The sequence below is a fragment of the Xanthomonas hortorum genome (genome assembly GCF_011305375.1).
GTDB classification, from domain to species: domain Bacteria; phylum Pseudomonadota; class Gammaproteobacteria; order Xanthomonadales; family Xanthomonadaceae; genus Xanthomonas; species Xanthomonas hortorum_E.
Map to the genome: position 1 here is coordinate 18839 of NZ_VCME01000025.1, position 24870 is coordinate 43708.

20 protein-coding genes and 1 other RNA gene are annotated in these 24870 nt (G+C 64.1%); 12 read left to right on the plus strand and 9 right to left on the minus strand.

Annotated elements, in window-relative coordinates; genetic code table 11:
- Positions 1 to 26: 26 nt before the first annotated feature.
- From FFY45_RS19405 to FFY45_RS19430, 6 genes are all read left to right on the plus strand, one after another.
- Positions 27 to 2177: a nuclease-related domain-containing protein gene (locus FFY45_RS19405; RefSeq protein WP_176341682.1), complete on the plus strand. Its 2151-nt coding sequence runs from the start codon at positions 27 to 29 to the stop codon at positions 2175 to 2177.
- Positions 2178 to 2517: 340 nt separating this feature from the next.
- A complete protein-coding gene (locus FFY45_RS19410; RefSeq protein WP_176341683.1) occupies positions 2518 to 2916 on the plus strand; it encodes a BlaI/MecI/CopY family transcriptional regulator in 399 nt (132 codons plus the stop codon).
- 3 nt (positions 2917 to 2919) lie between these two features.
- Complete coding sequence (locus FFY45_RS19415) at positions 2920 to 4605, plus strand: M56 family metallopeptidase (RefSeq protein ID WP_176341684.1); 1686 nt, start codon at positions 2920 to 2922, stop codon at positions 4603 to 4605.
- 69 nt (positions 4606 to 4674) lie between these two features.
- Positions 4675 to 4744, plus strand: a non-coding RNA gene (locus FFY45_RS19420) — sX9 sRNA.
- Between the two features lie 97 nt (positions 4745 to 4841).
- A complete protein-coding gene (locus FFY45_RS19425) occupies positions 4842 to 5039 on the plus strand; it encodes a hypothetical protein (protein ID WP_176341685.1) in 198 nt (65 codons plus the stop codon).
- Positions 5040 to 5452: 413 nt separating this feature from the next.
- Positions 5453 to 5989, plus strand: coding sequence for a hypothetical protein (locus FFY45_RS19430; RefSeq protein WP_439333555.1), 537 nt, complete (start codon positions 5453 to 5455; stop codon positions 5987 to 5989).
- A 347-nt stretch (positions 5990 to 6336) separates the two neighbouring features.
- On the opposite strand, the gene FFY45_RS19435 is transcribed toward FFY45_RS19430, so the two are convergent.
- Both FFY45_RS19435 and FFY45_RS19440 read right to left on the minus strand, forming a co-directional pair.
- Positions 6337 to 7134 carry a DUF1868 domain-containing protein gene (locus tag FFY45_RS19435; RefSeq protein WP_176341686.1) on the minus strand — a complete coding sequence of 266 codons (798 nt, stop codon included), beginning with the start codon at positions 7132 to 7134 and terminating at the stop codon, positions 6337 to 6339.
- A gap of 10 nt (positions 7135 to 7144) precedes the next feature.
- Positions 7145 to 9808: a TonB-dependent receptor gene (locus FFY45_RS19440; protein WP_176341687.1), complete on the minus strand. Its 2664-nt coding sequence runs from the start codon at positions 9806 to 9808 to the stop codon at positions 7145 to 7147.
- A 104-nt stretch (positions 9809 to 9912) separates the two neighbouring features.
- Here FFY45_RS19440 and FFY45_RS19445 point away from each other — a divergent pair, with 104 nt between their 5' ends.
- Together FFY45_RS19445 and avrBs2 are read left to right on the plus strand one after the other, a co-directional pair.
- Positions 9913 to 11070: an ROK family protein gene (locus tag FFY45_RS19445; RefSeq protein WP_176341688.1), complete on the plus strand. Its 1158-nt coding sequence runs from the start codon at positions 9913 to 9915 to the stop codon at positions 11068 to 11070.
- Between the two features lie 132 nt (positions 11071 to 11202).
- The gene (gene avrBs2 / locus FFY45_RS19450) at positions 11203 to 13353 is read left to right on the plus strand and encodes a type III secretion system effector avirulence protein AvrBs2 (protein WP_176341689.1); all 2151 of its coding nucleotides are present in this window, start codon (positions 11203 to 11205) and stop codon (positions 13351 to 13353) included.
- 84 nt (positions 13354 to 13437) lie between these two features.
- Here the strand turns inward: avrBs2 and FFY45_RS19455 are convergent, their stop codons facing one another.
- A complete protein-coding gene (locus FFY45_RS19455; RefSeq protein WP_176341690.1) occupies positions 13438 to 15237 on the minus strand; it encodes a ribonuclease H-like domain-containing protein in 1800 nt (599 codons plus the stop codon).
- The gene (locus FFY45_RS19460) at positions 15234 to 17729 is read right to left on the minus strand and encodes a DEAD/DEAH box helicase (protein WP_176341691.1); all 2496 of its coding nucleotides are present in this window, start codon (positions 17727 to 17729) and stop codon (positions 15234 to 15236) included. The genes FFY45_RS19455 and FFY45_RS19460 overlap by 4 nt, the downstream gene beginning before the upstream one ends.
- A 176-nt stretch (positions 17730 to 17905) precedes the next feature.
- On the opposite strand from FFY45_RS19460, the gene trhA reads away from it, so the two are divergent.
- Positions 17906 to 18568: a PAQR family membrane homeostasis protein TrhA gene (gene trhA / locus FFY45_RS19465; protein ID WP_043910170.1), complete on the plus strand. Its 663-nt coding sequence runs from the start codon at positions 17906 to 17908 to the stop codon at positions 18566 to 18568.
- 76 nt (positions 18569 to 18644) lie between these two features.
- Here the strand turns inward: trhA and FFY45_RS19470 are convergent, their stop codons facing one another.
- The 4 genes from FFY45_RS19470 to FFY45_RS19485 all read right to left on the minus strand — a co-directional run bounded on the left by FFY45_RS19470 (position 18645) and on the right by FFY45_RS19485 (position 20752).
- On the minus strand, positions 18645 to 18947 hold the full coding sequence (locus FFY45_RS19470) for a plasmid stabilization protein (RefSeq protein ID WP_176341692.1): 303 nt from the start codon (positions 18945 to 18947) through the stop codon (positions 18645 to 18647).
- Positions 18944 to 19417: a hypothetical protein gene (locus FFY45_RS19475; protein ID WP_232372201.1), complete on the minus strand. Its 474-nt coding sequence runs from the start codon at positions 19415 to 19417 to the stop codon at positions 18944 to 18946. Before FFY45_RS19475 ends, FFY45_RS19470 begins: the two co-directional genes overlap by 4 nt.
- A gap of 232 nt (positions 19418 to 19649) precedes the next feature.
- Positions 19650 to 20174, minus strand: a complete 525-nt coding sequence (locus FFY45_RS19480; protein ID WP_255172085.1) for a hypothetical protein — start codon at positions 20172 to 20174, stop codon at positions 19650 to 19652.
- Between the two features lie 140 nt (positions 20175 to 20314).
- The gene (locus FFY45_RS19485; RefSeq protein ID WP_176341693.1) at positions 20315 to 20752 is read right to left on the minus strand and encodes a winged helix-turn-helix transcriptional regulator; all 438 of its coding nucleotides are present in this window, start codon (positions 20750 to 20752) and stop codon (positions 20315 to 20317) included.
- 241 nt (positions 20753 to 20993) lie between these two features.
- On the opposite strand from FFY45_RS19485, the gene FFY45_RS19490 reads away from it, so the two are divergent.
- Together FFY45_RS19490 and FFY45_RS19495 are read left to right on the plus strand one after the other, a co-directional pair.
- A complete protein-coding gene (locus tag FFY45_RS19490; RefSeq protein ID WP_176341694.1) occupies positions 20994 to 21797 on the plus strand; it encodes an SDR family NAD(P)-dependent oxidoreductase in 804 nt (267 codons plus the stop codon).
- A 114-nt stretch (positions 21798 to 21911) separates the two neighbouring features.
- A complete protein-coding gene (locus FFY45_RS19495) occupies positions 21912 to 22208 on the plus strand; it encodes a YciI family protein (RefSeq protein WP_176341695.1) in 297 nt (98 codons plus the stop codon).
- Between the two features lie 165 nt (positions 22209 to 22373).
- On the opposite strand, the gene FFY45_RS19500 is transcribed toward FFY45_RS19495, so the two are convergent.
- Positions 22374 to 23411, minus strand: a complete 1038-nt coding sequence (locus FFY45_RS19500; protein ID WP_439333556.1) for an ATP-grasp fold amidoligase family protein — start codon at positions 23409 to 23411, stop codon at positions 22374 to 22376.
- 742 nt (positions 23412 to 24153) lie between these two features.
- On the opposite strand from FFY45_RS19500, the gene FFY45_RS19505 reads away from it, so the two are divergent.
- On the plus strand, positions 24154 to 24867 hold the full coding sequence (locus FFY45_RS19505; protein ID WP_176341697.1) for a hypothetical protein: 714 nt from the start codon (positions 24154 to 24156) through the stop codon (positions 24865 to 24867).
- Positions 24868 to 24870 lie beyond the last annotated feature (3 nt).

Consider the following 24870-nt stretch of genomic DNA (forward strand, 5'->3'; position numbering starts at 1 on the left):
AATTCATTTAGCCAAGCGAGTACGACATGATAAAACCGCTCCGTAGCGAAGCAGAGGTATTTGCTGATCTGGAAATTCTTGCACAGTCACCGGGCTATGTTCACGCGATTGCGCAGATCTGCTTTCGCGATAATTTTGTGACATACGTCAGTGACATGAAAGCATCTGACCTGCAGAAGCTATTTAGTCATGATCGCTTGATAAGAACCGAGATTACGACGGTATTGGGTTTGCTCGCACGTTGCCCGATCGATACCACATTGCCCACACCGGAGGTCTTGCGAGAGTACCTCGCTCGTACCGATATTCTGCTGGAAGAACTGCACGATGCGATGCGAGCACCGATGATGGAAGTTGTGAAGGCTGCAATTGAACAGCGAGATGGCAATGCAGATGTCTGGCGCGGGGAAGCAATGCGTGAGCCGATCTTCTATGGCACTGAATCGGCCTACCAATTCCAGTATCGCGACTTGGCGGTCGAGAAGTACCACGCAGACGATGCTTGGCTACTACAGCATAAGGGATTCTCCATAGCCGAAGCGAGAACCATTGCTGAGGCAATGTGCGCGCTATTGGTGGAAAAGATGACGCGGCTGTACTCGGAGATGAAGCATTCGGACAACCCTCCTGAGACGTGGCTGCCGGCCTTCACCCAAAGCCAAGACGAAATCGGCCAACTGGTTGAAGTGCCGGCTGAACGGATTAGTGCGTTCTTCGCTGCATTCACCATGTGCGGCGACAACGCAAAATTCCAATCAGTGGGGGATTTCAACTCGCTGGCCGAGGCGCCACTTTTGGCCATCGATGGCGAGCGTGTTCTCCTTTTCCAGAGCTATAGCATCTATGAGGCCCTATGCGACTCGCCGTTCTACTGGATGATGGCGGATGCGTCCTATCGACCGACCGCTGCAAAGCACCGCGGTGTTTTCACTGAAACATTCGCGGCTAGGCGACTCGAACGCGTTTTCGGTGCAGAGCACGTAATCAGAGGCGTGAACCTCGTTCGAAGCAAGGGAGAAATAGTTGGCGAGGTTGATGTTTTGGTCATGTTTGGCGACAGACTGATCGTGGTTCAGGCCAAATCAAAAAAACTGACCTTGGAGGCGCGACGCGGCAACGATGGACAGTTGCGCAAGGACTTCGCCGGGGCAATACAGGACTCGTATGACCAAGCGCATCTTTGCGCAGACACGATACTCTCTGGCAAATGCAAGCTGATCGGCTCGGATGGAACGGAAGTCCTGCTGCCGCAGACGCCGAAAGAGATATTCATCTTCAATGTAGTCTCGGACCACTACCCGGCACTGACGTTCCAAACCAGACAGTATCTGAAGTATCGAGAAACAGCTCAGATCCGTGCGCCGTTCGTAATGGATGTGTTTTTGCTGGATGCACTTACCGAGATGCTGGAGAGTCCGCTCAGGCTCCTGAGCTATGTCAGACACCGGGTGGAGAATACAGAGCGTCTGGCAATGAGTCATGAGCTCACGGCGCTGGGGTTCCACCTAAAGCGGAATCTGTGGATCGAGCCTGAGTTCAACATGATCATGCTGGAAGACGACATCGCCATCGACCTGGATCTTGCAATGATGGTCCGGCGCGACAATGTTCAGGGACCACACACTCCAGACGGCATCCTGACCAGGTTTGCCGGGACTCAGTTCGAACGCTTGCTGCAGCAGATCGAGAAGGACCCGGCTCCGGTCAGTATCGAATTAGGGCTGATGCTGCTTACACTTGACGAGGACTTTTGTCGGACTATCAACCAGGGCCTTCAGTTCATCACGCGTCAGACAAAAGCGGACGAAAAGGTCCACGACTTCACTATTGGAGGAAAGGAAGGCGGTATCACTTTTCACTGCAATATCGAACCTTCTGATGATGCGAAGGATAAGCTCGGGGCCTATTGCACATGCAGGAAGTATGCTGAGCGCGCACAGCGATGGATAGGAGTGTCGCTGGACCATGAGTCCAGGCTGCAATTTGGAGTGGCTCTGGATTACGACTGGCAACAATCAGATGACATGGATGCCGCTACAGCCGGCATGCGACGGCCGATGAGTCCGGCCAGCCTTATGCGTGTGACCGATGGCCGGCAGAGCAAGGTGGGACGTAACGACCCATGCACGTGCGGTAGCGGAAAGAAGTTCAAGAAATGTTGTATTGATAGGCTGTAGATGACAACGGAGATAAGGGCAGGCTCTGCTCCGTTATCCGCAGCCAATGCAAACGGCCGCCCTGAGGCGGACGTTGCTACGTGCAAAGCTCCTGCTACTTCTGCAGGAACTTCAACAAATCTTTGTTGACGCGATCTTTGTGGGCGTTGGGCAGGCCATGTGGAGCGCCGGGATACACGATGAGTTTCGCCCCCAGCTGCTTGATGCCCTTCCGTTCAAGGCGGGCACTCTCGCCTTCTGCCCAACCCAACATCCCAATCGCGCCGCACACGGCGCACCCCTGCCATCCGACCTATTGACTACACCTGTCGCCAGGCTTACGGTAGCGACAACTGTAGTCATGGAGAACGGCATGCGCGGCAAGACCATCGGGGACCAGGAGCTGGCCCTGCTGCAACACATCGAAGAACAACGGCACGCCAGTGTCGGCGAAGTGGCGGCCGCGTTTGGTGAGCCGCGCGGGCTGGCGCGCTCCACCGTGCTGACCATGATGGAGCGCTTGCGCGCCAAGGGCTTCCTGCGCCGCAAGCAGGCAGGGGGCATGTACCGCTACAGCGCCACCACCGGCCAGGACGATGTGGTGCGCTCGGCTGTGGGGCAGTTCGTGGAAAAGACCTTGCAGGGCTCGGTGTCGCCGTTCGTGGCGTGGATGTCGCAGCGCGCCGAAGTCAGCGATACCGAGCTGGCCGAACTCGAAGCCCTGGTCGCCAAGCTGCAATCGCAGCGCAAGGAGGATTGAGCCATGTCGCCCCTGATCGAATCGCTGTTATGGAAACTCGGCGCCACCAGTGTGCAGACCGCGGTGCTGACACTTGCGGTGTGGGCGCTGTGTCGCGGGGTGAAGCGCTTGCCGGCCACCACGCAAACCTGGCTGTGGTGGTTGGTAGGCGTGCAGGCCGTGGTTGGCCTGCTGTGGAACGCGCCGCTGCAGTTGCCGGTGTTGCCGGCGCACACGTTTGCATCTGCGCTTGGCAGTGCCGATGCGTTGGTGCCGATGGCCACGGCCGCCGCATCGACAGCCGCCGCCGCCAGCGCGACGGCGCACGCCATGGATGTCACGGTCTGGTCGTCGTGGGCCACGTGGTTGTTTGCGGTATGGGCGGCCGGCGTGCTGGTGATCTCGGCCGGCACGGTCCGCGCGTATTGGCGCAGCCGTGCGTTGGTGCGCGCGGCCCAGCCGTGCACCGACAAGGCGTTGGTGCAGGCACTGCAGATGGCGGCCGAGGCGCATGGTTTGCCGCACCCACCCGCGTTGCGGCTGTCTTCGCAGATCGATTCGCCGCAGTTGATCGGCCCGTGGCGGCCAGTGTTGCTGCTCCCGGCCAAGCGCCTGGCGCAGATGGCCGACGACGACCTGGACATGGCGCTGACCCACGAGTTGATCCACCTGCGCCGCCGCGACCTGTGGTGGGGGCTGCTGCCGTCGCTTGCCCAGCATCTGTTCTTCTTCCATCCGCTGGTGCACCTGGCCGCCAGTGAATACGCCATCGCCCGCGAAGCGGCCTGCGATGCGGCCGTGGTCGCCGGGCATCGCCATTGCCGTCATGACTATGGACGCCTGCTGCTGCAGTTCGGGGTATCGCCACGTCCGCTCGGTGGCGTGGCAAGTGCCTCGCCGTCGTTCCTCAGCTTGAAGCGCAGGCTGGTGATGTTGCAGGACACCAGCGCCTTTCCGCGGCTGGCCGCGGCGGTGATCCTGGCGACGGTGGCCGTCGCCGGTGTGATGCCGCTGCGCCTGGTCGCAATGCCGGTGCCGGCAACGTCCACCAGCATGCGGCCCATCGTGGTGACCGCCCCGGCAGCGCAACGCACGCCTGGTACGCCCGGCGGTGTGTCGTTGGTGGATGCCGCAGCGCCGATGAGCGCACTGCCTGCACCGGCGCTGCCAGCACTGCCTGCGGCACCGGCTGCCCCGGCGTCGCACGGTGTCATCGCCGATGTGCTGGGCGCCGAGCCACTGCCTGGTGCAGATGGGGATGCAACGCAAAGCCGCTGGGATGTGGAGCTGGACCGCGTCAGCCGCGAGGCCGCCGCCACGGCGCTGCGTGATGCGCAGAGCGCCATGCAGGATGTGCTGGGTGCCGACAACCGTGAGCTTGAACCTCGACAGGAACAGATGCAGGACGCGCAGGACGCGCTGCAGGAAGCACGCGAACAGCTGGCGTCGTTAGGCCCGGAACTGGCGCAGGCCAAACAGGACGCGCAACAGCAGGCGCGCGAAGCCGAGCAACAGATTCGCGAGGTGGCGCAGCAGCATCGCCAGGCGCAATACGCCTATGCCGCGGCGGTGCGGCAAGCGGCCGAGCTGACCCGGCAGCAGGCCGAGATGGGCAGGCAGGCCGCACGTCAGGCCCGCATCGAGGCTGCGCGCGCGCAGCAGCAAGCGGCGCAGGCGCAGGCAGACGCCGAAGACGCACAGAACAACTAGGAGCCAGCAACGCCACGGCTGCGCTCACCGCCACGTGAGCACGGCCGCTGCGCGGAGTCGTCATTGACCACGCGCACGCACTGGTTCTGAGCGCACCATCCGTACCCAGCTGACGGCCGCTCGCTCCGTCATGCCGGCGACCCAAGATCGTCGAACACAGCGAGCCAGCAGTCGCGGGCTCGCTGCTGACCGCACGTCGCGTCAGCAACCGTCTCTAGCGACCACGCCTCGGCAACGTGTGGCGTGCAGTCACCGATCCGCTCCTGGCCGTGCACGGCCGGCAGATCCGTGGCAGCGGTAATGACACCAAGCACCTGCCGGCATCGTGCGATCGCATCGCGCCGGGCAGCACCTGCATCGACACGGGCCCGCCACAGCCCGGCACTTCCCGCGTGACGACGCTGCGCAGCGTCGGCAACGCCGTGGCCGCGTGATCGCTGTTTCCTACCCGCCTGCGTGTCTTGCGCAGGCGGCACCTACCGAGCTGTGACCTTCGTGGAGATCTCTCATGATCCAGACCGCTTCCCCATTGCTGTGCCTACGCACCGCGCTGCTGCTGGCTACCGCCGCACTCGCTGGTCCCTCGCTGATCGCAACCGCGTTTGCAACTACATCTGCATCGCATCCGCTTGCGTTGGCTGCCGTGCCCGCATCGCCTGTCATACCGGCGCTGCCCGCACCTGCGGTTTCTCTTGTCGCGCCAACGGCGATTGCGCCAACAGCGCCTTTGGCACCCGTCGCACCCGTCGCACCAAGTGCATCAAGTGCATCAAGTGCATCAAGTGCAGCACCAGCCCCGGTCGCACCGCGAGCCGGAGCAAACGCACCGTGCGGCAAAGCCACCGCAATCACCCAGGACGAAGGCGACGCCTATGTGTTGGTGCACGGCGACCATCAGGTGATGCATGGCTCGCGCAGCGATCTGCAGACCGCACGCGCGTATGCGGGCAATGGCCAGCGCGTGTTGTGGTTCCGCGCCGATGGCGTGCAATACCTGGTGCGCAATCCGACGCTGATGCATCGGCTGGGCGCGGCGCATGTCCGCAGCCAGCAACTGGCCGACGCCCAGGCCATCCTGGCGGCACGTCAGCATGCGCTGAGCGAGCGCCAAGCCGCACTGGCCGCACAGCTCTCTGCGCAGACCGAGCCGCGTGCGCTCCAGGCCTCGACACGCACGCCGTCAGCCGCTGCATCTGCATCCTCGCAACAAGGCGCGATGCCCGAGGCGCTGCAGGCATTGGCCAGGGAGCAACGTGCATTGGCCGACAGGCAGGCCGCGTTGGCGACCAAGCAGGCCGGTGCCTCCAAGCTCGCCACGCGCGAAGCGCTGAAGGTGCTGCGCGAGGCGTTGGACCGTGGTCTGGTGACACGGGTCTCCGGTTAGTCGCATCGTGTCGCCATCGTGCGCGGACAAGCTGGATACGCTGGCGCCTGTCTGCTCGCCGATACTGAGCAACAGGCATCAACCACGCACACAGGTGTCGCCATCACACACAAAATTCAACGTGCTGCAAACGCCTGCTTAAACGAAATATTCGGTCTTTCGATAGGGCAAATACGCCGGCGATTGTGAGTTGGTGAGATTGCGTACCCTCACCCCAACCCCTGCTCCGCGCCCCGGCCCGCGCTTGCGGCGCGGGCGCTCCAAGGCACGCGCTCCAGTGGCACGCAAGCCGTGCCTTATCGCCCCGGAGGGAGAGGGGCTTCTGCATTCGTCATATACGCCCAACTTCAAACCTCATACACCTCACGAAACGCGTCCATGTCCTTGAAGGTACAAAAGTGGAAACGCGGCACCGTGATCGGGCCTGCCGCCGCAAGCCGCTTCAACCAATCGCCCACCGCGAGGCGATAGGCCACCTGCTCAGCCGCATCGAGCGTCTCGCACAGGTAAGCCAACGAGATGTGGAAACGGAAATTGGTGTAATCCGGGCGCTGCAGTTTGGTCAACGTCATCAATGCCTGACGCGCCGTCTCCAACCGCTGCGCGGTGGCCGCATCGGCAGGCAGCAACGGAATCAGCAGATTATCGTGGCTGCCGGTCCTGGCCGCAGTGGGGTCGACCAGAAACCGGCACGCGCCGAGCGCTGCAGCATCGCGCTGCTGCAACCGCGCCAGGAAGCTGGCGTTGATGTCGGCCAACGCCACATCGCGCGCCAGATCGCTCGGCCATGGCCCGTGCGCGCGGTCGGTCTCATTGACCCCGCCCAGCAAGGTCACGTGATAGCTGCTCGGCGGCAACATGGCCAGCTTGTTGGCGAAGCGCTGCTCGGGCAATTCGCGGTAGATCTCCAGCACCCGGTCGAAACTGTCGTAGCCATCGCCCTGCTGTTCGAGATGGCCCACAAACGTATTGCCGGCAAACGGCATCGGCCGTCTGGAGCGCAGGAACTTGCGGCCCACATCCGGCGGCGGCGCTTTATCGGCGAGATCGGCGAGTACCGGCAACGCGGTGGAGAGTAGCGAGGCGCCGGCAGCGGCGGCCAGCAGCCGGCGGCGGCTGAAGGTGGTATCCAGACATGGCGACATACACAGCTCCTCAAAGTTTGACATTGACGCCGACCATCACGGTGGGGGCCATCTTCCAGGCCGATTGCACATATTCCTGATCGCGGCCGATGCGGTACTGGTAGCCCTGGCCGGCCAGATTGAGCACGTCCAGGCTCAGCGACACCGCCGGCGACACATCCCAGCCCAGTTTCAGATCGATGCGGTCCAGCGGTTGCTGGTAACGGTTGCGATAGAACTCGGGCAGGCTGCTGTAATTGGGAAAGCGGTCGTCCCACAGCTCGCCGGTGCGGCTCCAGGCCAGCGTGGTGCGCAGTGGCCCACGGGCGTAATTCAGGGTCAGATTCCACAGCTGCCTGGGCTGCTGCGGCAGTACGTCCAGGGTGGTGCGGGTGCCATCGCCGAGCACCACCGGGTAGGCCACGTCCAGGAACGTGACATTGGCCGACACCGACAAGCCGTCCAGCGCAGGCAGCAACGGCCCCAGCTCCTTGATGGCTCCCAGCTCGGCGCCACGCAGGCGCACCGGCCGGTCCACATTGCGTGGCTGGGTGACCAGCACCTGCTCGCCGTCGATGCTGTCCATCTGACCGTAGCGGAAGATTTCATCGTCGATGGTCTTGTGGAACAGCGCGATCGACAGCAGGCTGCCGCCGTCGTCGAAGCTCCAGTCGTGGCCAAGGTCCAGGTTCTGCGAGCGGCGCGGCTGCAGGTCCGGGTTGCCCTGGTTGAGCGTGGGCGGTGTGCTGCCCAGCTGCAGCACGCCGCCGTTCAATGCCATCTGGTCCAGGCGCGGGCGGCCGATCGAGCGCGAGGCACCAAAGCGCAGCGTGCCGTTGGCGCTGGTCTGCAGTTGCCCGCTGAGCGATGGCAACCAGTTGCGGTAGGTATGCACCGCGCTGACCGGCGTCCAGGTGGTTCCGCTCAGCTGCTGGCCGGCGCTGGCAAAGCGGGTCTGTTCCAGACGGATGCCGCCGGCCAGCAGCCAGCGCTCGCCGCGCCATTGCGCCTGGGCAAAGCCGGCGCGCACCTGCTCGTCGACGCTGTAGCTGCCGCTGTTCTGCGCGGTGGTGTCCACCACCCCGCGCGCCTGGCCGGCGAGGGCATCCCAGCGCGCATCGGCCAATGCCGGGTCGATGGTCATCATCTGCCTGTTGCAGCCCAGCGCGCAGGTGGGGCTGCCCAGCACGTCGGCCAAGGTGTCAGGCAAGCCGTTCCAGGTGGTGCGCTGCACGTCGGTGCGCATGTGCGTGCGCACCTGCCGCGCGCCAACCGCCAGCCCCAGCCCACGGCTGTCCTCGTCCATGTTGCGACGCAGCTCCAGCTGCAGGTCGCCGACCCGTTCGGCGTAGCCGGTGCGTTCTTGCTGGTGATAGAGGTTTGCGTAGCGCCCCGGGTCGTCGGCCAGGGCCGGGGCCAGGGGCGTGAAAGCGGGCAGCGTGCCACTCCAGTCGAAGCCGTAGGCCAGGCGATTTTGCTGGAAGCGGTCCCAGGTCTGCGGGTTGTCCACCGTGGCGCGCGAGGTGCTGGCGCGCAGCGCGGCGCGCCACTGCGCCGGCAACTCGGCCAGCAGTTCGCCGTTGATGCCCGACAGCGCGCGCTTCCAGCGCAACTGCCCCAACTCAACGTACTGATTCAGGTTGTCGAGCGTGCCGCTCTGAGGGCCTGTGCGGGTCAGGCGCGCGCTGTTCTGCACCTGGGCGTTCTGGGTATAGCGGTCCGAGGCCTCGCGCTGGCGGAAGCTGTAACCGGACACATGGCCGCTGAGCGGGCCCTCCGGCTGCCAGTCCACGCGCGCGGTGAGGCTGCGCCGTTCGCGGGTGTTGTCGTAGTTGTACCAGCGCCGCTCGCTGGGCACGGCATCGCCGGTGCCGCCATAGGCCACCGGATCGCGCGTGCCATTGGCGGCGTACCAGTTCAAGCCGCCGCCGTTTTCCTGCTGCGGCACCGAGATCTCGCGCCGCCATTGGCTGGCAGCACCCAAAAAGGCGAACTGCCCGTCGCGACCGAAGCGCTTGCCCCACTTCAGGTCGCCCTCGCCAACCGGCGTCCTGCCGCCATAGCGGCTGCCCATCAGGTTGGCGCCGCCCTTGGCCGAGAAGGTGAGCAGGCCGTCCGGGCGGCCGAAGCCGGTGGCGGTGACCAGGTTGGTCACGCCGCCGATCGCGCCGCCGTCGTTTTCCGGCAGGAGCGACTTCACCACATCGATGCGGTCGACAAAGTTGGCCGGCAGCACATCCATCATCGCCTGGCGGCTGCCGATGTCGTTGCTGGCGAACGCAAAGCCGTCGATCAGCATGCTGTTGTAGTTGCCGTTGAGGCCGCGCACCGTCACGTAGCGCGGCTCGCCCTGGTACTCCACGGTGCTGACGCCGGTGACCCGGCGCAGCGCATCGCCCACGTTGAAGTCCGCCAGTTGCCCGATGCTGTCGGCGGCGACCGAGTCCACGATGGTGGGCGCGGCCTGTTTGGTGGCGATGGCACGCGTGTTCTGCGACTGGAACGAGGTGCGCACCTGCACCGCATCCAGGGTCTGCGCCGAAGCATCGGCGGGCGCCTCGGCAGCCTGGGCCGGCGCGTGCATCCAGCCCACCACGGCCATGCCCAGCGCAAGCGACAATATGCGACGCTGCGGGCCGCAGGCCGGACCGGGCAGACACACAGGGCCAGAGGAAGAGGGATGAAACAGACGCATGGCACGATCCGCGATGTCGGGCGGCCCCAACGCGGTGCCGCAGGCGGATTAAATTAATCTGCTTAATTTAAGCTTATGTGACAACCACTGCCCTTTTGCTCCCTATGTCTTCCTTCTTCGCCTACGCGGCCATTCGTTCGCATTACCGCCGTCGTAGCGACGGGCAGGCCGCCGGTTCCAGCGAGCGCGCGTTGCTGGATCTGATCCGCAGTGCCGGCCAGCTGGCACGTGCCGATCTGCCGCGCGCCAGCGGGCTCAGCGTTCCCGGCACCAAGGGCATCATCGACCCGCTGGTCGCACAGGGCCTGCTCCAGCTCGGCCCATCGCTGCGGCGTGGTCGCGGCCAACCGAGCGTGCAGCTGAGTCTGGTGCCCGGCTACGCCTTCAGCGTGGGGGTCTCGGTGATGGTCGATGGCATCGCGTTGGTGCTGATCGACTTCGCCGGGCAGGTGCGCGGCATGCGCCAGCTCACGGCCTTCCCGCTGACGCTGGATCTGCTCGCGGCGCGCTTGCCGGAATTGCTGGAGCAGTTGTTGCAGGCGGCCGGGGTGGACCGGCAGCAGCTGTTCGGGGTGGGCGTCAGCATGACCGGCCCGCGCATCGGCGACGGCACCCGGGTCAATCCGCCGCTCTCGCTGGCGGCCGAATGGATGCAGGTGGAGCTGGACCGGTTCATCGCCGAGCGCCTGCAGTTGCCGGTCTGGATGGACAACGACGCCCATTGCGCCGCCCTGGCCGAGGCCTTGTACGGGGTTGGCCGCCAATCGCCGGATCTGGTCTATCTGACGATCGCCGACGGCTTCGCCGCGGGCGTGATCGCCGCCGGTAAGGTGCACCGCGGCGCGCACGGCAACGTGGGCGAGCTGGGGCGCATCTCGGCCATCACCGGCATGGCGCGGCCAACGCTGGAAAGCCTGCGCCAGGCGCTGGTCGCCGATGGCCATGCGCTGCCGGACCTGCACACCATGCTGCAGCACTACGATCCGGCATGGCCGCAGATCGAGGCCTGGCTGGATGCGGTGCAACCCACCGTGACGCTGGCGGTGGCGGCGATCATCGCGTTGATCGACCCGCGCGTCATCGTCTTCGGCGCGCGCCTGCCGGCAGATCTTGCGCAGCGGCTGATCGCCCGTATCGCCTTCGAATCCGCGCCACGGCGCGGCGTCGCATCGCCGTATCCGGCGTTGCTGGTCGGGCAGGTGCAGGCACACGCCACGGTGCTGGGCGCGGCGATGCTGCCGTTCAAGGAAACGCTGTTCTAAAGCAGGCGCCGGGCCACGTGATGCGGTGCGCCGGGGGCATCGTTTCGCATTGCAGCGGCAGACTTCGCCTCGGTTGCGAATTGTCATATGCCACGCGCTTTACTGGCCGCCCGCAGTGCTCTTGAGGTCGTCATGCGTATTGGTCCTTTGCAACCAGCCGCCACGCACACCACCGCGCTGGCAACACCCACGCACACCAGTGCCATCACCCCGATGGAGGTGCCGCACGCGCCAGGCGGCAATCTGCCCTTGCGTGCACGGCCTCGTCGCCAGGCCCTCATGCAACCACCGCTGGTGCCATTGAACGACAGCGCCATGACCGGCAAGCAGGCGTTGGTGGCGCTGGACAGCGAGTTTTCGGAGCAGCGGCTGGCTGAAGTGCAGGCAAGGCAGATCACGGTGCAAGCGCTGCAAAGCAAGCTGGCTACCCACCTCGCGCAGGCCGGCATCGCGCCCGAGAAGGACAGCATTGCAGCAAAGCTTGCAGCTGGAGCGCTGCAGCCGGTGTATCTGGATAGAGCCGCGTTCAAAGCCATGGCCAAGGCGCTACCCGATTGCGCCAGTGCAGCGGCAAGCCCGGTGCTGGTCGATGCGCAGCAAGGCCGCATCATCTTCGATCTGCAGCGCGCGTTTGCGCCTGGCGACACCTTCAGCGACGCAGCCCACGCCGCATTGCGCAAGGCGCTGGATTTGCCCGGCCACGGGCTGACAACGCCACACTGGCTGCAGCCCTCCGCCTCCACGCAGCCGCGCCGCAAGTTGCAGCAAGCCGCGCGCTACCACGGCCACGAGGTGCCGGCGCGCGACGGCGGTGCAGCGTTCTTCAAGGCCAACGACCATCATCTGGTGGCCGGCAAGGACGCGCTGCTGCGCAAGCACCGCAAGGAGCTGGTTCACGACACGTATTTCCAGGCGCCGAGCACGCGCGCGCTGGGTAAGGACGTGATGGTGCACCGGGGCTTGTTCGACAACCACGCCGGCATTCCGGAGAACTCGCTTGCCGCCATCGATCGCGCCTATGCACAGGGGTATCGCAACCTGGAGCTGGATGTCGAAGTCAGTGCCGACGGCGTGCCGGTCTTGATGCACGACTTCAGCATTGGTCGCATGACCGACGACCCGCAGAACAGATTGGTCTCGCAGGTGCCGTTCGCCCAGTTGCGCGACATGCCGCTGGTGATCCGCAACCCGGTCGATGGCAACTTCATCAAGACCGATCAGACCATTGCCGTCGTGGAGCAGGCACTGGAGCACGCGTTGCAAAAGCCGGAGGCGATGTCGGTGGCGCTGGATTGCAAGGAAGACACCGCCGAGGCGGTGGCGATGCTGCTGATGCGCCGGCCGGATCTGCGTCAGGGGGCGGCGATCAAGCTGTATGCCAAGTACTACACGGGCGGCTTCGATCAATTCGTGTCCAATCTGTACAAGCACTACCAGATCAATCCGATGCACTCGCAGGATGCGCCCCGCCGTGCCGCGCTCGATCGCCTGCTGTCCAAGATCAATGTGGTGCCGGTCTTCAGCCAGGGCATGCTGGCCGACCCGCAGCTGCGCGATTTCTTCCCGGGCAAGGATGATGGCCCCGAGGGGCTGGCCGAGACCGCAGTGCAGTGGCTGGAAAGCTGGAACAAGATGCGCCCGGTCATCGTGGAGGCGGTGGCCACCGATCAGCAAAGTGCTGCGGGCAAGGCCATGGAACTGACACGCACACGCTTGCGTCAGCCGGACTCGGCTTACGCGCAGGCGGCATTTTCGTCTGGCTACCGATATGAGGATTTCTCCCTGCCGCGCGCCAACCACGACAAGGACTATTACGTCTGGCGCAACTTCGGCGAGATGCAAAAGCTCAGCGGCGAAGCCTTTGGGATCCAGCGCACCACCGCCGGTGCCTTTCGCGACGCCGGCGAAAGCCTGTTGACCGACCAGCCCGAGGAAGAACTGCTCGCGCTGCTGGAAAACCGCACGCTGGCGCGTGGCCACACCGGCATGGAACTGGACCTGCCGCCAGAAACCCCCATCGACACCGCACGCGATGCGGCGATCGTGGAGCAGCGCACCAACGAGTTCCGCGCCGCGTCCAAGCCAGCCGACCCGGCCCATGTAGCGGCAGTGCGCGAAGGCCGCCATCTGGATCGTGCGGCACAAGGTCCGCACGACGCCGCCGCAAGGCAGGCGGCGGATGCACGCGCCGAATCGCTGGGGCGATTGACCGATCAGTACCGCGGCGCACCGGTGACCCACTACCTCAACGAGCAAGCCAAACAGATCGAGCCGGAGCAGTGACACTGGCGCAGTGATCCCGCGCTGGCATAGCGTGGCCCGGCGGCATGCGGGCCACGCCGTGCCAGCGCAGCGCCTGGTCCAGCGTTACGGCATCTCCAGCATCGGAATCACCTCGCGGTCCTGCGCTTCCACCGCCACCAGGCGTTGCAGCAACAGCGACAAGGTCACCACGTCCTGATGATTGTGCTCGGCCACGCGGCGCAGATTGCGCGCGCTGCCGCCGCGCAGGTAACTCAACCAGGCGGCCGGGGCTTCGGAGCCGGGCAGGTCGTCCTCGCGCACCACGCGCAGCAGCTGTCGTTCGATGGTGGCCAGCTTGCAGTTTTCCCAGGTGCCGCGATACCGGCGGCGCGTGGGGAACAGCAGGTCCACATGATCCAGCGCGGAGATCGGGTCGCCGCGGCGCGCCAGCCGATAGCGCGTCTTCAACAACGGTGCGTCGTAGCAGCGGCCGTTATAGCTGGACAGCACCGTCTGCGGCGAGAGCCAGCTGCGGAACAGATCCAGCATCGCGCTTTCGGCCGCCATCGTGGACATCATCAACTGACGCACGCGCAGCCCGCTGCCGTGTGCGTCGTCCATGTACCAATCGGCCACCCCGATCATGAAGGCGCGCGTGCCGGTGCCGCCGGCCAGGCCGGTGGTTTCGGTGTCGAAGAACAGCAGATCCATCGGGTCTACCGCGTCCTCGCGTTTGGCGAACGCCAATGACAAGGCTTCGTGCGGAATCGGCTGCGGCAGAAAGTCTTCGATCAGATGCAGGCCGGGCGCGATCTCGTTGCCGGGCAGATGGCGATCGGTGGAGGCAGCGCGCGCCGGCGTGTGCGTTGACACCGCACGTTCGCGCAGTCCGATCATCTTGCGCAAGCCGGCGATATCGGTGCGTCGCTGCGAAGATGGCGCCGGTGCGATGGACGCTTCATGCGATGCAGGTAGACGCTTCGCAGCAGCGTCCGCGACATTTGTATCGGCATCGGCATCGGCATCGGCATGTGCAGTCGATTGCGACTGCGACTGCGATATCGACTGCAACGGAGATACCGGCCGGTGGCGCACGTCGTGCTCCACCCAGGCAAACACGGAGGTATCGCGCGCTGGCGTTGCAGCACCCGGTGCCTGCAAGGGACGGCGCGTCATTGCCGGTGTCTGTGCCTGGGCACGCCGGTCACTGCCAGCGTCTACGTTGCCTGCCTGCGCGCTTGGCGCAGCAGCATCGCGCGGCGCAGCGCGCCACCCCTGCGAGGTGGCACCTGGCGCAGGCTGACGCTGCGCGCGCGTGGGCATCATCGCATCGTCCTTGCGCGCTGCAGGCGTCAGCCCGCCGACCTGACGGCGCAGCAAGCGCAAACGTTCTGCGCTGACACCAGGGCCGCTACCAGTCACCGGCGTTGCCGGGTCACGCGTCGGCTGTGCCGTTGCAGACATTTCACTTGCGGCACGCGTGCGCGCATCGCCCACAACAACACCCACAACAACTGCTTCACCAGATGTTCGTCCGACCACTGCGGAGTGCATCTGTTGTGCAGGCGAAAGCATCCTGCATTCGGTCGCGAACGCTGAGGTTTCATCGTCCACGCCGGTCTGCGCGATCGCCGGCGCATCGCAGGGCGAAGATGCACCACGACGCACCTCACGTGCGGCAACGTCGCCAGTAGGAGCAGGATCCACGACCGCGCGTGCCATCGCTGCATGCGGCGCAACACGCGCGCCTGCGTTGGAATGCAGTTGGGGCACTCCAGCAACAGTTCCGGCGTTCGCATCCACCGCAGGCGCTGCCTGCGCGCCGTGCGGTGCATCGCCGTCTGCAATCGTCACCGGCGCACGCACATCGGCATGCCCGGCCTGACGCCGCAGCAAGCGCAGCCGGTCCGCACTCACACTCATGCAAGCACGTCCAGCGCCAGATCCTCGTCCACCTGGGTGGCGTGCCGCAACGGCGCATCCGCATCGAACAACAGCGCCAGCACCGTCAACGCCAATGACTTGGGCGACTCGCCCTTGCCTTCTTCGTGCGCGGCCAGCACCGGGCCCACGCAGGCCGGGCAGCCGGCGCTGCAATCGCAACGCCGCACCAATTCATCGGCGCGCTGCAACAACTCGGCCTGGCGCAGCCACAGCGGCTCGCTCAGGCCCACGCCGCCGGGGAAGTTGTCGTACAGATACACCGTGGGCACGAACGCCTGCTGCAATTCCACCGCGCCTTCTTCGCCTTCTTCCACACCGCGCAGTTGTCCGCGCCCGGTCTGGTCGGCCACCGCAAACCACGCGCCATCGCCGTTGCCTACTGCTTTTTGCAGGTCGCGTGCATCGGCCATCACTGCCACCGTGGCCACCACGTGCAGCGCGTAGGCCGCACCCAGAAATCCATCCAGCGCATCCTGTTTGGACGCAAACGCCTTGCCCAAGGTGGCCTGCGGCAACTGCCACCACACCGCCGTAGTGTGCAACTCCTGGTCAGGCAAATTGACCGGGCCGTAGCCGATGTTTTCATGCGTGTAATAGCGGATCTTCTTGTAGCCGGAGACGCGCCGCACCACATGCACCTCGCCGTGATGCGAGTCGCCACGCCCGGCCACGCCGCCGTCGAAGCGGTCCAGCACCTTCAGCTTGGTGTAGTCGATGCTGTCGGTGTAGTAGTCCACGTGGGTGCGCGTGACATAGGCCTTGCGACCTTCCCAATCCAGCCGCTCCACCTGGTACGGCGTGCTCTGCACCATGTGAATGGCACCTTCGTAAAGCGTGAGTGCTGCGGCCGAATAATCCACCTCGGCGATGATCTGCTGCTTGCCGTCGGTCTTGTCCACCACCACGAAGTTGCCATCGGCCACCGAGCGCAGGCTCACCGCATTGGCCGGGTAGCTGTCGGCGATCCACTCCCAGCGGTCGCCTTCCTGGTGGATCACTTCGCTCTCGGCCAGCGCTTCCAGAAACACCAGCGGGTCGATCGGCCCGAACGGTTCGCTGGCAATGAACGGCAATTCGAATGCGGCGCAGCGAATGTGATCGAACAGAATCAGCGGCTGGTCCGGCGCAATACGCGCATGCTCGGGCGAGGCATCGGCGAAGAAATCCGGATGCCGCACCACGTATTGATCCAGCGGTTGCGAACTGGCCACCAGCACGCCCAGCGACGGCTGCTGGCGGCGCCCGGCACGGCCGAAGCGCTGCCAGGTCGCCGCCACGCTGCCGGGGTAGCCATTGAGGATCACCACATCCAGCGCGCCGATATCCACGCCCAGCTCCAGCGCCGAGGTAGAGACGATGCCGTCTATATTGCCGGCCCGCATCGCACGCTCCACCTCGCGCCGCTCGGTGGGCAGATACCCACCGCGATACGCGCGGATGCGCGGCGGCTTGCGCGGGTCGTTGTCGAAGATGTCCTTTAGATACTTGGTCAGCACTTCCACCATCAAGCGCGTCTGCGCGAACACCAGCGTTTTGAGCCCGCTCTTGATCGCGATGCGCGCGATGCGGTTGCTCTGCGAGCGTGCCGATGCGCGCAGCCCCAGGTCTGCATTGACCACCGGCGGGTTCCACAGCAGCACGTGCTTGTCGCCGGTGGGCGCGCCGGATTCGGTGATCGCATGCACCTGTTCTTCGATCAACGCCTGCGCATGCGCGTGCGGGTTGCCGATGGTGGCCGAGCACAGGATGAACTGCGGGTTGGCGCCATAGAACGCGCAGATGCGCTTGAGCCGGCGCAGCACATTGGTGACGTGGCTACCGAACACACCGCGATAGGTGTGGATCTCGTCGATCACCACATAGCGCAAGTTCTCGAAGAACTGCGCCCACTTGGTGTGATGCGGCAGGATCGCCTGGTGCAGCATGTCCGGGTTGCTCACCACGATGTCGCCATGCAGGCGGATCGCCTGGCGTGCATCGCCGGGCGTATCGCCGTCGAAGGTGAAGGCCTTCACCCCCAGCTCGCCGGCGCGGTTCAACTCCAGCAGCTCGGCCACCTGGTCCTGCGCCAGCGCCTTGGTCGGGAACAGGTACAGCGCCTTGGCACCGGAGCTCATCGCCGCGCTCACCACCGGCAACGTGTAGCACAGCGATTTGCCCGAGGCCGTCGGCGTCACGATTGCCACATGCTCGCCGCGCTGGCTTGCCGCCCAGGCATCGGCCTGATGACTGTAGAGCTGCGTGATGCCGCGCGCATGCAAGGCATCACGCAGCGCGTTGGGCACATCGTCCGGGATCGGCGCATACCGGCCCTCACGCCCGGGCAGGGTGAAGCTGCCGGTGATGCGGTCGTGGTAACGCCGTTCCAGGCGTTCGGTCAGCAGCGCCCCATCGCGGCTGGGCCGGCCATCGGTGGTGGCCAGCGCGCGTTCGGCGGTTTCGGTGCGGGGAGCGAGGGCAAACGGAGGCATATCACAAGGCTCCCAAAGAGGGAGATCAAACAAAAAGGATGTCTCAGGGTATGAGACCCGGCCCCAAGCGGCGAGCCTGCCTCACTGAGCGGATTCAGCAAGCCGGGTATCCTGTTGCCCCCGCCGCGTCACCGCTGTTCTGCACGCTGTGGGCTCCCCCACCTCGAAGAACCGCCGTGCCCGTGCCCCCCAGCGCCATTGCTCCGCACTACAAGACCGCTTCCGCCCGCCGCGCCGATGTCGCGGTGCATGCCGCGGGCCTGTTTCTGGCCATCGTCGGCGGCGCCTGGATGGTCTGGCGCGCGCATGCCAGCCAGACCATGCTGCTGGCCACCTGCGTGTACGCGCTGGGCCTGCTGGTGATGTTCGGCTGTTCGGCGGCCTACAACTTCGCCCCGCCGCAGCGCCAACCGATGCTGCGCAAGTTCGACCACGCCGGCATCTTCGTCATGATCGCCGGCTCCTACACCCCCTTCCTGCTGGTCGCCCTCGACGGCACCTGGCGCTGGGCAATGATCGTGGCGGTGTGGAGCGTGGCCTTGTTCGGCGTGTTCGCCAAACTGTTCCTGCCCGGCATCGCCAAGGGCTTCTGGGTGGCCATCTACCTGCTGTTGGGGTGGGCCGGCATCGTGGTGATCAAGCCGTTCGTCGCCGGCCTGGACAGCACCGTGCTGTGGCTGATCGCTGCCGGCGGCGCGTTCTACACCGTGGGCGTCACCTTCTACGTGCGCAAATCGCTGGTGTACAACCGCGCCATCTGGCACGCCCACGTGCTGGGCGGCGCGCTCTCGCACTGGTGCGCGATCTGGTTGTGCCTGCAGCCGTTGGGTGGGGTATAGCGCGCTGTCGATGTCGTCCCGGTCGCGCCTCCCCGCGCGGTAGCATCGACACGTCATGGAGCTGTAGATCGCTTTACTACGTCGGCTTCCAATCGGAGCGCGCAGGGACGAGTGCAAGGATCAGCACATCGTCGCCGTCGCGTGTGTAGATCAACAGATACGTGCCGTCCTGGCACGTGTATAAACGCGTTCCCGGCGTGGGCCCGGGGAGATAGATGGCGGCACCATCCAGCGCGTCGCCTTCGGCTTCGATCCGGTCGTCCTGTTCACACGCTGCGAAATACATCTGCGGGTCGGGGATCTCGATCGCGCGTGCCAATGCTGCAGCGAGCAACGCGGTGCGCGCATCCAGCGCGGTCTGCTTCCAGGCCACGCTCACGCACGCGTGCCCTTTGCACGTAGTGCTGCATCAAGCACTGCACGCTGCTGCGCCTTGAGTGTCTCCATCTGCTGCTTCGCCTGCACGCTGGAGAGCGCAGGGCGGGGGTCGGCCAGGGCGTGCTCGGTCTGAGTGCGTAGCGAGACCGCATAGCGCGCGTCCATCTCCTTGACTTTCATCGCTTCGGAGCGATCCGGCCGGCGTTTCGCAGTGCCGCCCTCGGCGTCCCACTGGGCAGCATCCACGTGAAGCACGTCCAATGGCATGCCCATCTCGCGCAAGACCTTCAACGCACTTTCGAAGCTACCAAACCGGCGCGGCGCATTGGCCTTGGTGGCCAGCACACGGGTCTGGTTATGGGTCTGCAGCTGCACGGTCCAGGCACCGGCCTCCCCGACGACCGAAGCCTGTCTGACCGCGCTGGCATCGACCAGGGCGCGAGCGGTCGCCAGCTTGACCAGATTCGCCATCGTGCTCTCCGGCTAACAAGTGAGTGGCTTCACTTTACCATTAATCGGTTTGCCGGCTAATGGTTGTCCGTTCCACTCTGCCGCAGCTGCGCAGTGGCCGGGCAGGGTAATCATCTGCCCCTACGTGGGACGGCTGGCTGGCAACAACGGCACGTAGATGCGCACAGGATCTGCACCGAACCAGCCTCGATGCAGTGCCACCGCATTCAACCCAAAACAGCAGCGCCCGCCCTCACAGCTTCTTCTTCAACACTGCCTCGAACGCCGCATCCGGCGCGATGCTGTCGGAGACCACGATCACCGAATGCAGCTGGCCCTTGGCCTGCACGCTGTACTCGAAGCCCACCGGCGTGCCGCTGCGGCTGAAGACCTCGATCTCGCTGTACTCGCCGAGTTGGCCTTCAAAACTCTCGCGTTCGAAGCCTTGCTTCTTGGCGAAGTTGCCGGCTGCCGTCCGCGCGCCTTCCCACACCGCGTCTTCGTATTTGATCGGCTGCAGCAGGCTGACCAGCTGGGTTGCGCATGCGGTGGTGCTGGTCACGCCGTAGCCATCCACCTCGCCCATCAACGGGATCTTGCTCACGTTGCGCTTGGGCGTGGCGGTGACCGTGCAGCCAAGCTGCTGCAGATCGGCAAGATTGAAATGCTCGGACTCCGGGCGCGGCGTGCTGGTGCTGGCGCTGCCAGCGCCGTTGCAGGCAGACAGCACGCTTACAAGGGCAAGCGGCAAACAGGTGCGTAGGGAAAGGTTCGACAACGGAGACGTCCTTGTACTGGATAAAAAGTGAGGCGCGGATGCACACGTTGGGGGCAGCGAGCGCGCGCAAGGGTAGCGCGCACGAAGTCAACGCACCACAAGCTCGACCCACGCCGAGAGCGATCAGTGGTGCCGCACCCTCACTCCGGAATCACCATGCGGATCTCGCGCGTGCCGATCTCTGCACCGGTCACCGCATCGATGGCGATCGGCTGCAGGTCGGTGCCGGTTTGCGCATCCACAAAACGCAGCAGCTTGCCTTCGCCACGGTGTTTGCGGCCCCACGCACCAATCATGAAAAGCACTGGCAGGTAATCGCGCCCCGCCTGGGTCAGCACATATTCCTCGCGCGGCGGGCGCGTCGAATACTGGCGCTTCTCCAATAGCTGTTCCTCGGTCAGCGTCGCCAGCCGCTTGGTCAGCATGGTCGGCGCAATTCCCAGACTTTGTCTGAATTGATCGAAGCGGGTCAGCCCGGAGTTCGCGTCGCGCAGGATCAGCATCGTCCACGCATCGCCCAGGAAGGTCAGGCTCCGGGCGATCGGGCAGAGGTTGTCCGAAGAAGTTTTCAAGTTCATATCATTTCCGTATTGACTCACTACTAAATCGATACTAACATGCGTTCCGTGGGCAGTCCAGTCGCCCTGTGCAGGCAAGTCGTGGGCTCGCCCACGCCTCGCCCGCAATCGGCACTGCGGCATGCACCAACGCACACCGCAACGCGCGTCAACCGCCAGACACCGTGCAACTGCAACCCAAGGCGTATGGCGGTGTTGTTCTCCAACCTTCCGCCAACCTGCTTGCTTGAGAGACATCACCATGAAAAAGACAGTCCTGATCACTGGCGCTTCCTCAGGCTTTGGCCTGCTGCTGGCCAACAACCTGCACAAACAAGGCTTCAACGTCATCGGCACCAGCCGCGAACCGGAGAAGCATCAGAGCAAGGTGCCCTTCAAGTTATTGCGTCTGGATATCGACGATGAAAGCTCGATCCAATCATTTACCAAAGCGTTGTTCCAAGCCATCGATCGCCTGGATGTCCTGGTCAACAACGCCGGTTATATGGTGACCGGCATCGCCGAAGAAACACCGGTCGATGTTGGCCGGCAGCAGTTCGAAACCAATTTCTGGGGCACGGTGAAAACCACCAATGCGCTGCTGCCGTATTTCCGCAAACAGAAGAGCGGGCAGATCATCACCATCAGTTCGATCGTCGGTTTGATCGGCCCCCCGAACCTCTCGTATTACTCCGCGTCCAAGCATGCGGTGCAGGGATATTTCAAATCGCTACGGTTTGAACTCAATCAGTTCAATATCAAGGTCAACATGGTCGAGCCGGTGTGGTTCAAGACCAATCTCGGCCACAACGCGATCTCCGCAAACGGCAACGACATTGCCGACTACAGCGCCTACCGCAAGCAGGTCACGGCCTTGACCCAGAAGGGCCTGGACACGGCCGAAGCACCGGACGCGGTTGTCAACACCATCGAGCGGCTGATCCAGGCCAAGGACCCGAAGTTCAGCAATCCCGTCGGCAAGATGACCGGCATGATTCTGTTCCTGCAAAGCTACCTGCCCAAGATGTTCGAAGGCTCGATCTTGAAGAGCGTCAAAACCGCATAAACCTTGCGGGCGTACGACCGTGTTGCCCGGTCTGTAAAAAATCTCACTGCTGTAAACCCAGACACGGCTTTTGAATAAGCCGCGACGCCACCCTCATGCCACGAGTAACCCACCATGAAGTCTTATTTCTGCAAATACATTCCGCCGCGCAGCGATTTTCTGAGCACCATGACGGAGGAAGAAACATCCCTGATGCAGCAGCACGGCGCGTTTCTGGACCAGCGCCTGGCCGAGGGCCTGCTCCTGGCACACGGCCCGGTGATCGACGACACCGGCGGCTTCGGTCTATCGCTCTATCAGATTGCCGATGATCAGGAGATTGCGGATTTCACCGCGCAAGACCCCATGATCCAAAATGGCATCGGCCATTATGCGCATTACCCCATGCTGCATCTAAAGGTGCGTGGGTAATCCGCCACGCAGGCCAGCATCGGTATCGTCAGCGCAGCGGTCTGCTGCGGCTGACGATGTTGAATATGCCCATTCGCCAAGATGGCATCCGGGCGCTACGCCCCGGTGGCGCTGCCGCTGATCCATCTGCCGCACGGTCATCGCCACAGACACCGGCGCCACGCCTCACCGCACCGGCACGCGCACGCGGATGCCTTCCCCGGAAAACCACGGCTCCACCGGCATGCGCCGCTGCACCCACATATCGCCCATCATCCGGTCCAGCCCGCGGGCCAGCCCGGTGACCAGCCCCGCGCCCGGGGTGAAGGTCAGTTCGCCGAAATAGATTTTTCCGCGCTGGATATACCAGTCCACCCGCACGTAATCGCAGTCGCTCGCCAGCACCTTGCTCAGTTCCAGTGCCTGCTCCAGCAGCCCCGGCGCGCAGGGCGGCGTGCGCCCGTCGTCGCGGATGCGGTGGAAGGCCGTGTGCAGGTTGTCGACGAAGAAGGTCATCGCCAGCTTCGGTGTGTCGAAGCGGCCGTAGATCACCTGCAGCACGTAATGAAAATTGCCATCCGCCTGCCGGAACATGTGGAATTTGTAATCCACCGGCACCTGCTGCGCCTCGCCGATGTACCGCTCCACCAGGATGCGCGGCGGGATATCGCGGTAATGGATCTCGCGCACCATCTCGGAGAAGTCGATCCGCAGCCACTGGCCGCAGCGCTCGATCATGCGGCGCTTCTGCACCGCATCCGGCTCGTCGCGCACCACTTGCACCATGGCTGCACCGTGGTTGGCCTTGATCACGGTCTGCCGCCAGCGTGGCAGCTGCAACAACGCCTGTGGGTCGGTGCTGTCCATCAGCAACGGTACCAGGTGCGCCTCACCGATCCTGGCCGCCACATAGGAGCGCACCGCAAACTTGTCTGCCAGACGCGTGTACAGCGGGTAATCGCCGTGCACGCATTTGCGGTAGAGGATTTTTTCGTTGAAGCACTTCGGCGCATACAGATCCGGCAGCCGCCCGAATGTATGCAGGAAGTGGAGCCGGTCCTGGTGCCGCCAGGGCAGTGTTCTCAGCAGGCTGCGCGCGCCTTTGCGCAGCAGCCGTTTGAGACTGGGTGTCCCTGGCGCTGGCGCTATCGTTGGAGTTGGCGCTGGAGCTGGAGCTGGAGCTGACGACGGTGTCGATGTCGGCACGCGTAGCAACGCGGCCATGCGGCGATGACCAAACGACGACGTCAACGACGGCGGCATGACCGCCCATCCCTGTCCTGCCACACCACGCCCGCCCAATGGCTGCGGGTGCAGCCCAATCGTGTTGTCGGTCATGCCCAGATCCTTCTCGCCGGTTAATTGCGACGTTGGTCACATTTAAATGTGACGTAACGCACGATATACGGAAAATTCAGACCAGGGATGCATTTCGTCTCAGGGGCTCCAATTTCATGCAAATCAGATCGCGTCACTTCCTTGAAAGCCTTACGCAGCAAGCGATCTGGCCTTCGGCGGCACATGGCTGCCCGCCGCGCCGGGCGCGCCGTGTGGCCTGTTTTGCCCACTCTTGCGCCAGCAGCCAGGACAGCTGGGCGGGTGCCACCTGCGGCCCCAACCGCACGGCAAAACGTGCAACCGGGGAGGGAGCGACACGCCGCACCCGGCCACGCGCCACCTGCGTGGTGCGGCCTCAACCGCCGCATCTGCAGCCCGCCAAGTGCGGGCTGCGAGCAGTGCAGGCCAAAGGCGGCGGAGTCGGTCTGCTTTGCCCCACAGACGTGGCAAACACTCCCCTCTCCCCCCGGGAGAGGGGTCGGGGGTGAGGGTAGGGAGTGAGGCAGTGTGTGTTGACTGCCAGCGCAGGCCTGCAATCAGAGGCCAGCAATCAAAGGACGCATTCGCATCGCAGGCCAACATCAAGCACCATCACGCTTGACCACTGCAGCCTGCAACGGATGGCACCATGCGCGTAAAAACATTCCTGCCCCTGGCGGCACTGTGCATTGCACTTGCCGCTTGCGGAAAAACAGACCAACCAACGCAAACCGGCAAGGCGTCAACGTCTGCGCTTGCTACACCCCCAACTGCCACTGGCCAGCGCAACGCCGCAGCAATGCCGCCCGATCACGCGGCCAACATCAAGCCGCCTTCTGTGATCCAGGAAGCAAGACGCTATCTATGCCCGCAGGGTCCCAATGCCTGCAGGGTCAGTGGGCCATTGGTTGCCAACTCGGATGCAGAAGCGCAGTGGCTGTGGACCCACGGCTACCCGACAGAGGACGAACTCGCCCGGTTGGAAACCTTGAACCTGGACCAGCTCAAAGCGGAGTCGCAAGCAGGCAACAAGGCCGCCACCGTGATTTACGGCAAAAAAACCGCACTCACTGGGCCCTTTTATAAGGGGATCGATATATTGCGGCGCGCCGCAGTGGCCGGAAATCTGTATGCCTATTACGGGCTGTCGGATGTGTACGCCAGCGACTCCAACAACAAAAACCTGGTCGACAGTCTGGCGTACCTGCGCCTGGCTTACCTATTGGGCGATGCAAAAGCCTCGGCCGTCATCGCATCGCGTGGGTTGAGCAGTGTGGAAAACGTCGTTGCCGATGAGCGCGCCGCCTCACTCCACAAGACGTTTTCCAACTACCAGCGCCCGTCGCCAAGACCGCTGGAATAAACG

What these genes read in the sequence shown, in the direction of transcription:
- FFY45_RS19405 (WP_176341682.1), top strand. Translation starts at nt 27, where the DNA reads ATGATAAAACCGCTCCGTAGCGAAGCAGAGGTATTTGCTGATCTGGAA.
- FFY45_RS19410 (WP_176341683.1), top strand. Translation starts at nt 2,518, where the DNA reads ATGGAGAACGGCATGCGCGGCAAGACCATCGGGGACCAGGAGCTGGCC.
- FFY45_RS19415 (WP_176341684.1), top strand. Translation starts at nt 2,920, where the DNA reads ATGTCGCCCCTGATCGAATCGCTGTTATGGAAACTCGGCGCCACCAGT.
- FFY45_RS19435 (WP_176341686.1), bottom strand. Translation starts at nt 7,134, where the DNA reads ATGTCGCCATGTCTGGATACCACCTTCAGCCGCCGCCGGCTGCTGGCC.
- FFY45_RS19440 (WP_176341687.1), bottom strand. Translation starts at nt 9,808, where the DNA reads ATGCGTCTGTTTCATCCCTCTTCCTCTGGCCCTGTGTGTCTGCCCGGT.
- FFY45_RS19445 (WP_176341688.1), top strand. Translation starts at nt 9,913, where the DNA reads ATGTCTTCCTTCTTCGCCTACGCGGCCATTCGTTCGCATTACCGCCGT.
- avrBs2 (WP_176341689.1), top strand. Translation starts at nt 11,203, where the DNA reads ATGCGTATTGGTCCTTTGCAACCAGCCGCCACGCACACCACCGCGCTG.
- FFY45_RS19455 (WP_176341690.1), bottom strand. Translation starts at nt 15,237, where the DNA reads ATGAGTGTGAGTGCGGACCGGCTGCGCTTGCTGCGGCGTCAGGCCGGG.
- FFY45_RS19460 (WP_176341691.1), bottom strand. Translation starts at nt 17,729, where the DNA reads ATGCCTCCGTTTGCCCTCGCTCCCCGCACCGAAACCGCCGAACGCGCG.
- FFY45_RS19475 (WP_232372201.1), bottom strand. Translation starts at nt 19,417, where the DNA reads ATGGCGAATCTGGTCAAGCTGGCGACCGCTCGCGCCCTGGTCGATGCC.
- FFY45_RS19485 (WP_176341693.1), bottom strand. Translation starts at nt 20,752, where the DNA reads ATGAACTTGAAAACTTCTTCGGACAACCTCTGCCCGATCGCCCGGAGC.
- FFY45_RS19490 (WP_176341694.1), top strand. Translation starts at nt 20,994, where the DNA reads ATGAAAAAGACAGTCCTGATCACTGGCGCTTCCTCAGGCTTTGGCCTG.
- FFY45_RS19495 (WP_176341695.1), top strand. Translation starts at nt 21,912, where the DNA reads ATGAAGTCTTATTTCTGCAAATACATTCCGCCGCGCAGCGATTTTCTG.
- FFY45_RS19500 (WP_439333556.1), bottom strand. Translation starts at nt 23,411, where the DNA reads ATGGCCGCGTTGCTACGCGTGCCGACATCGACACCGTCGTCAGCTCCA.
- FFY45_RS19505 (WP_176341697.1), top strand. Translation starts at nt 24,154, where the DNA reads ATGCGCGTAAAAACATTCCTGCCCCTGGCGGCACTGTGCATTGCACTT.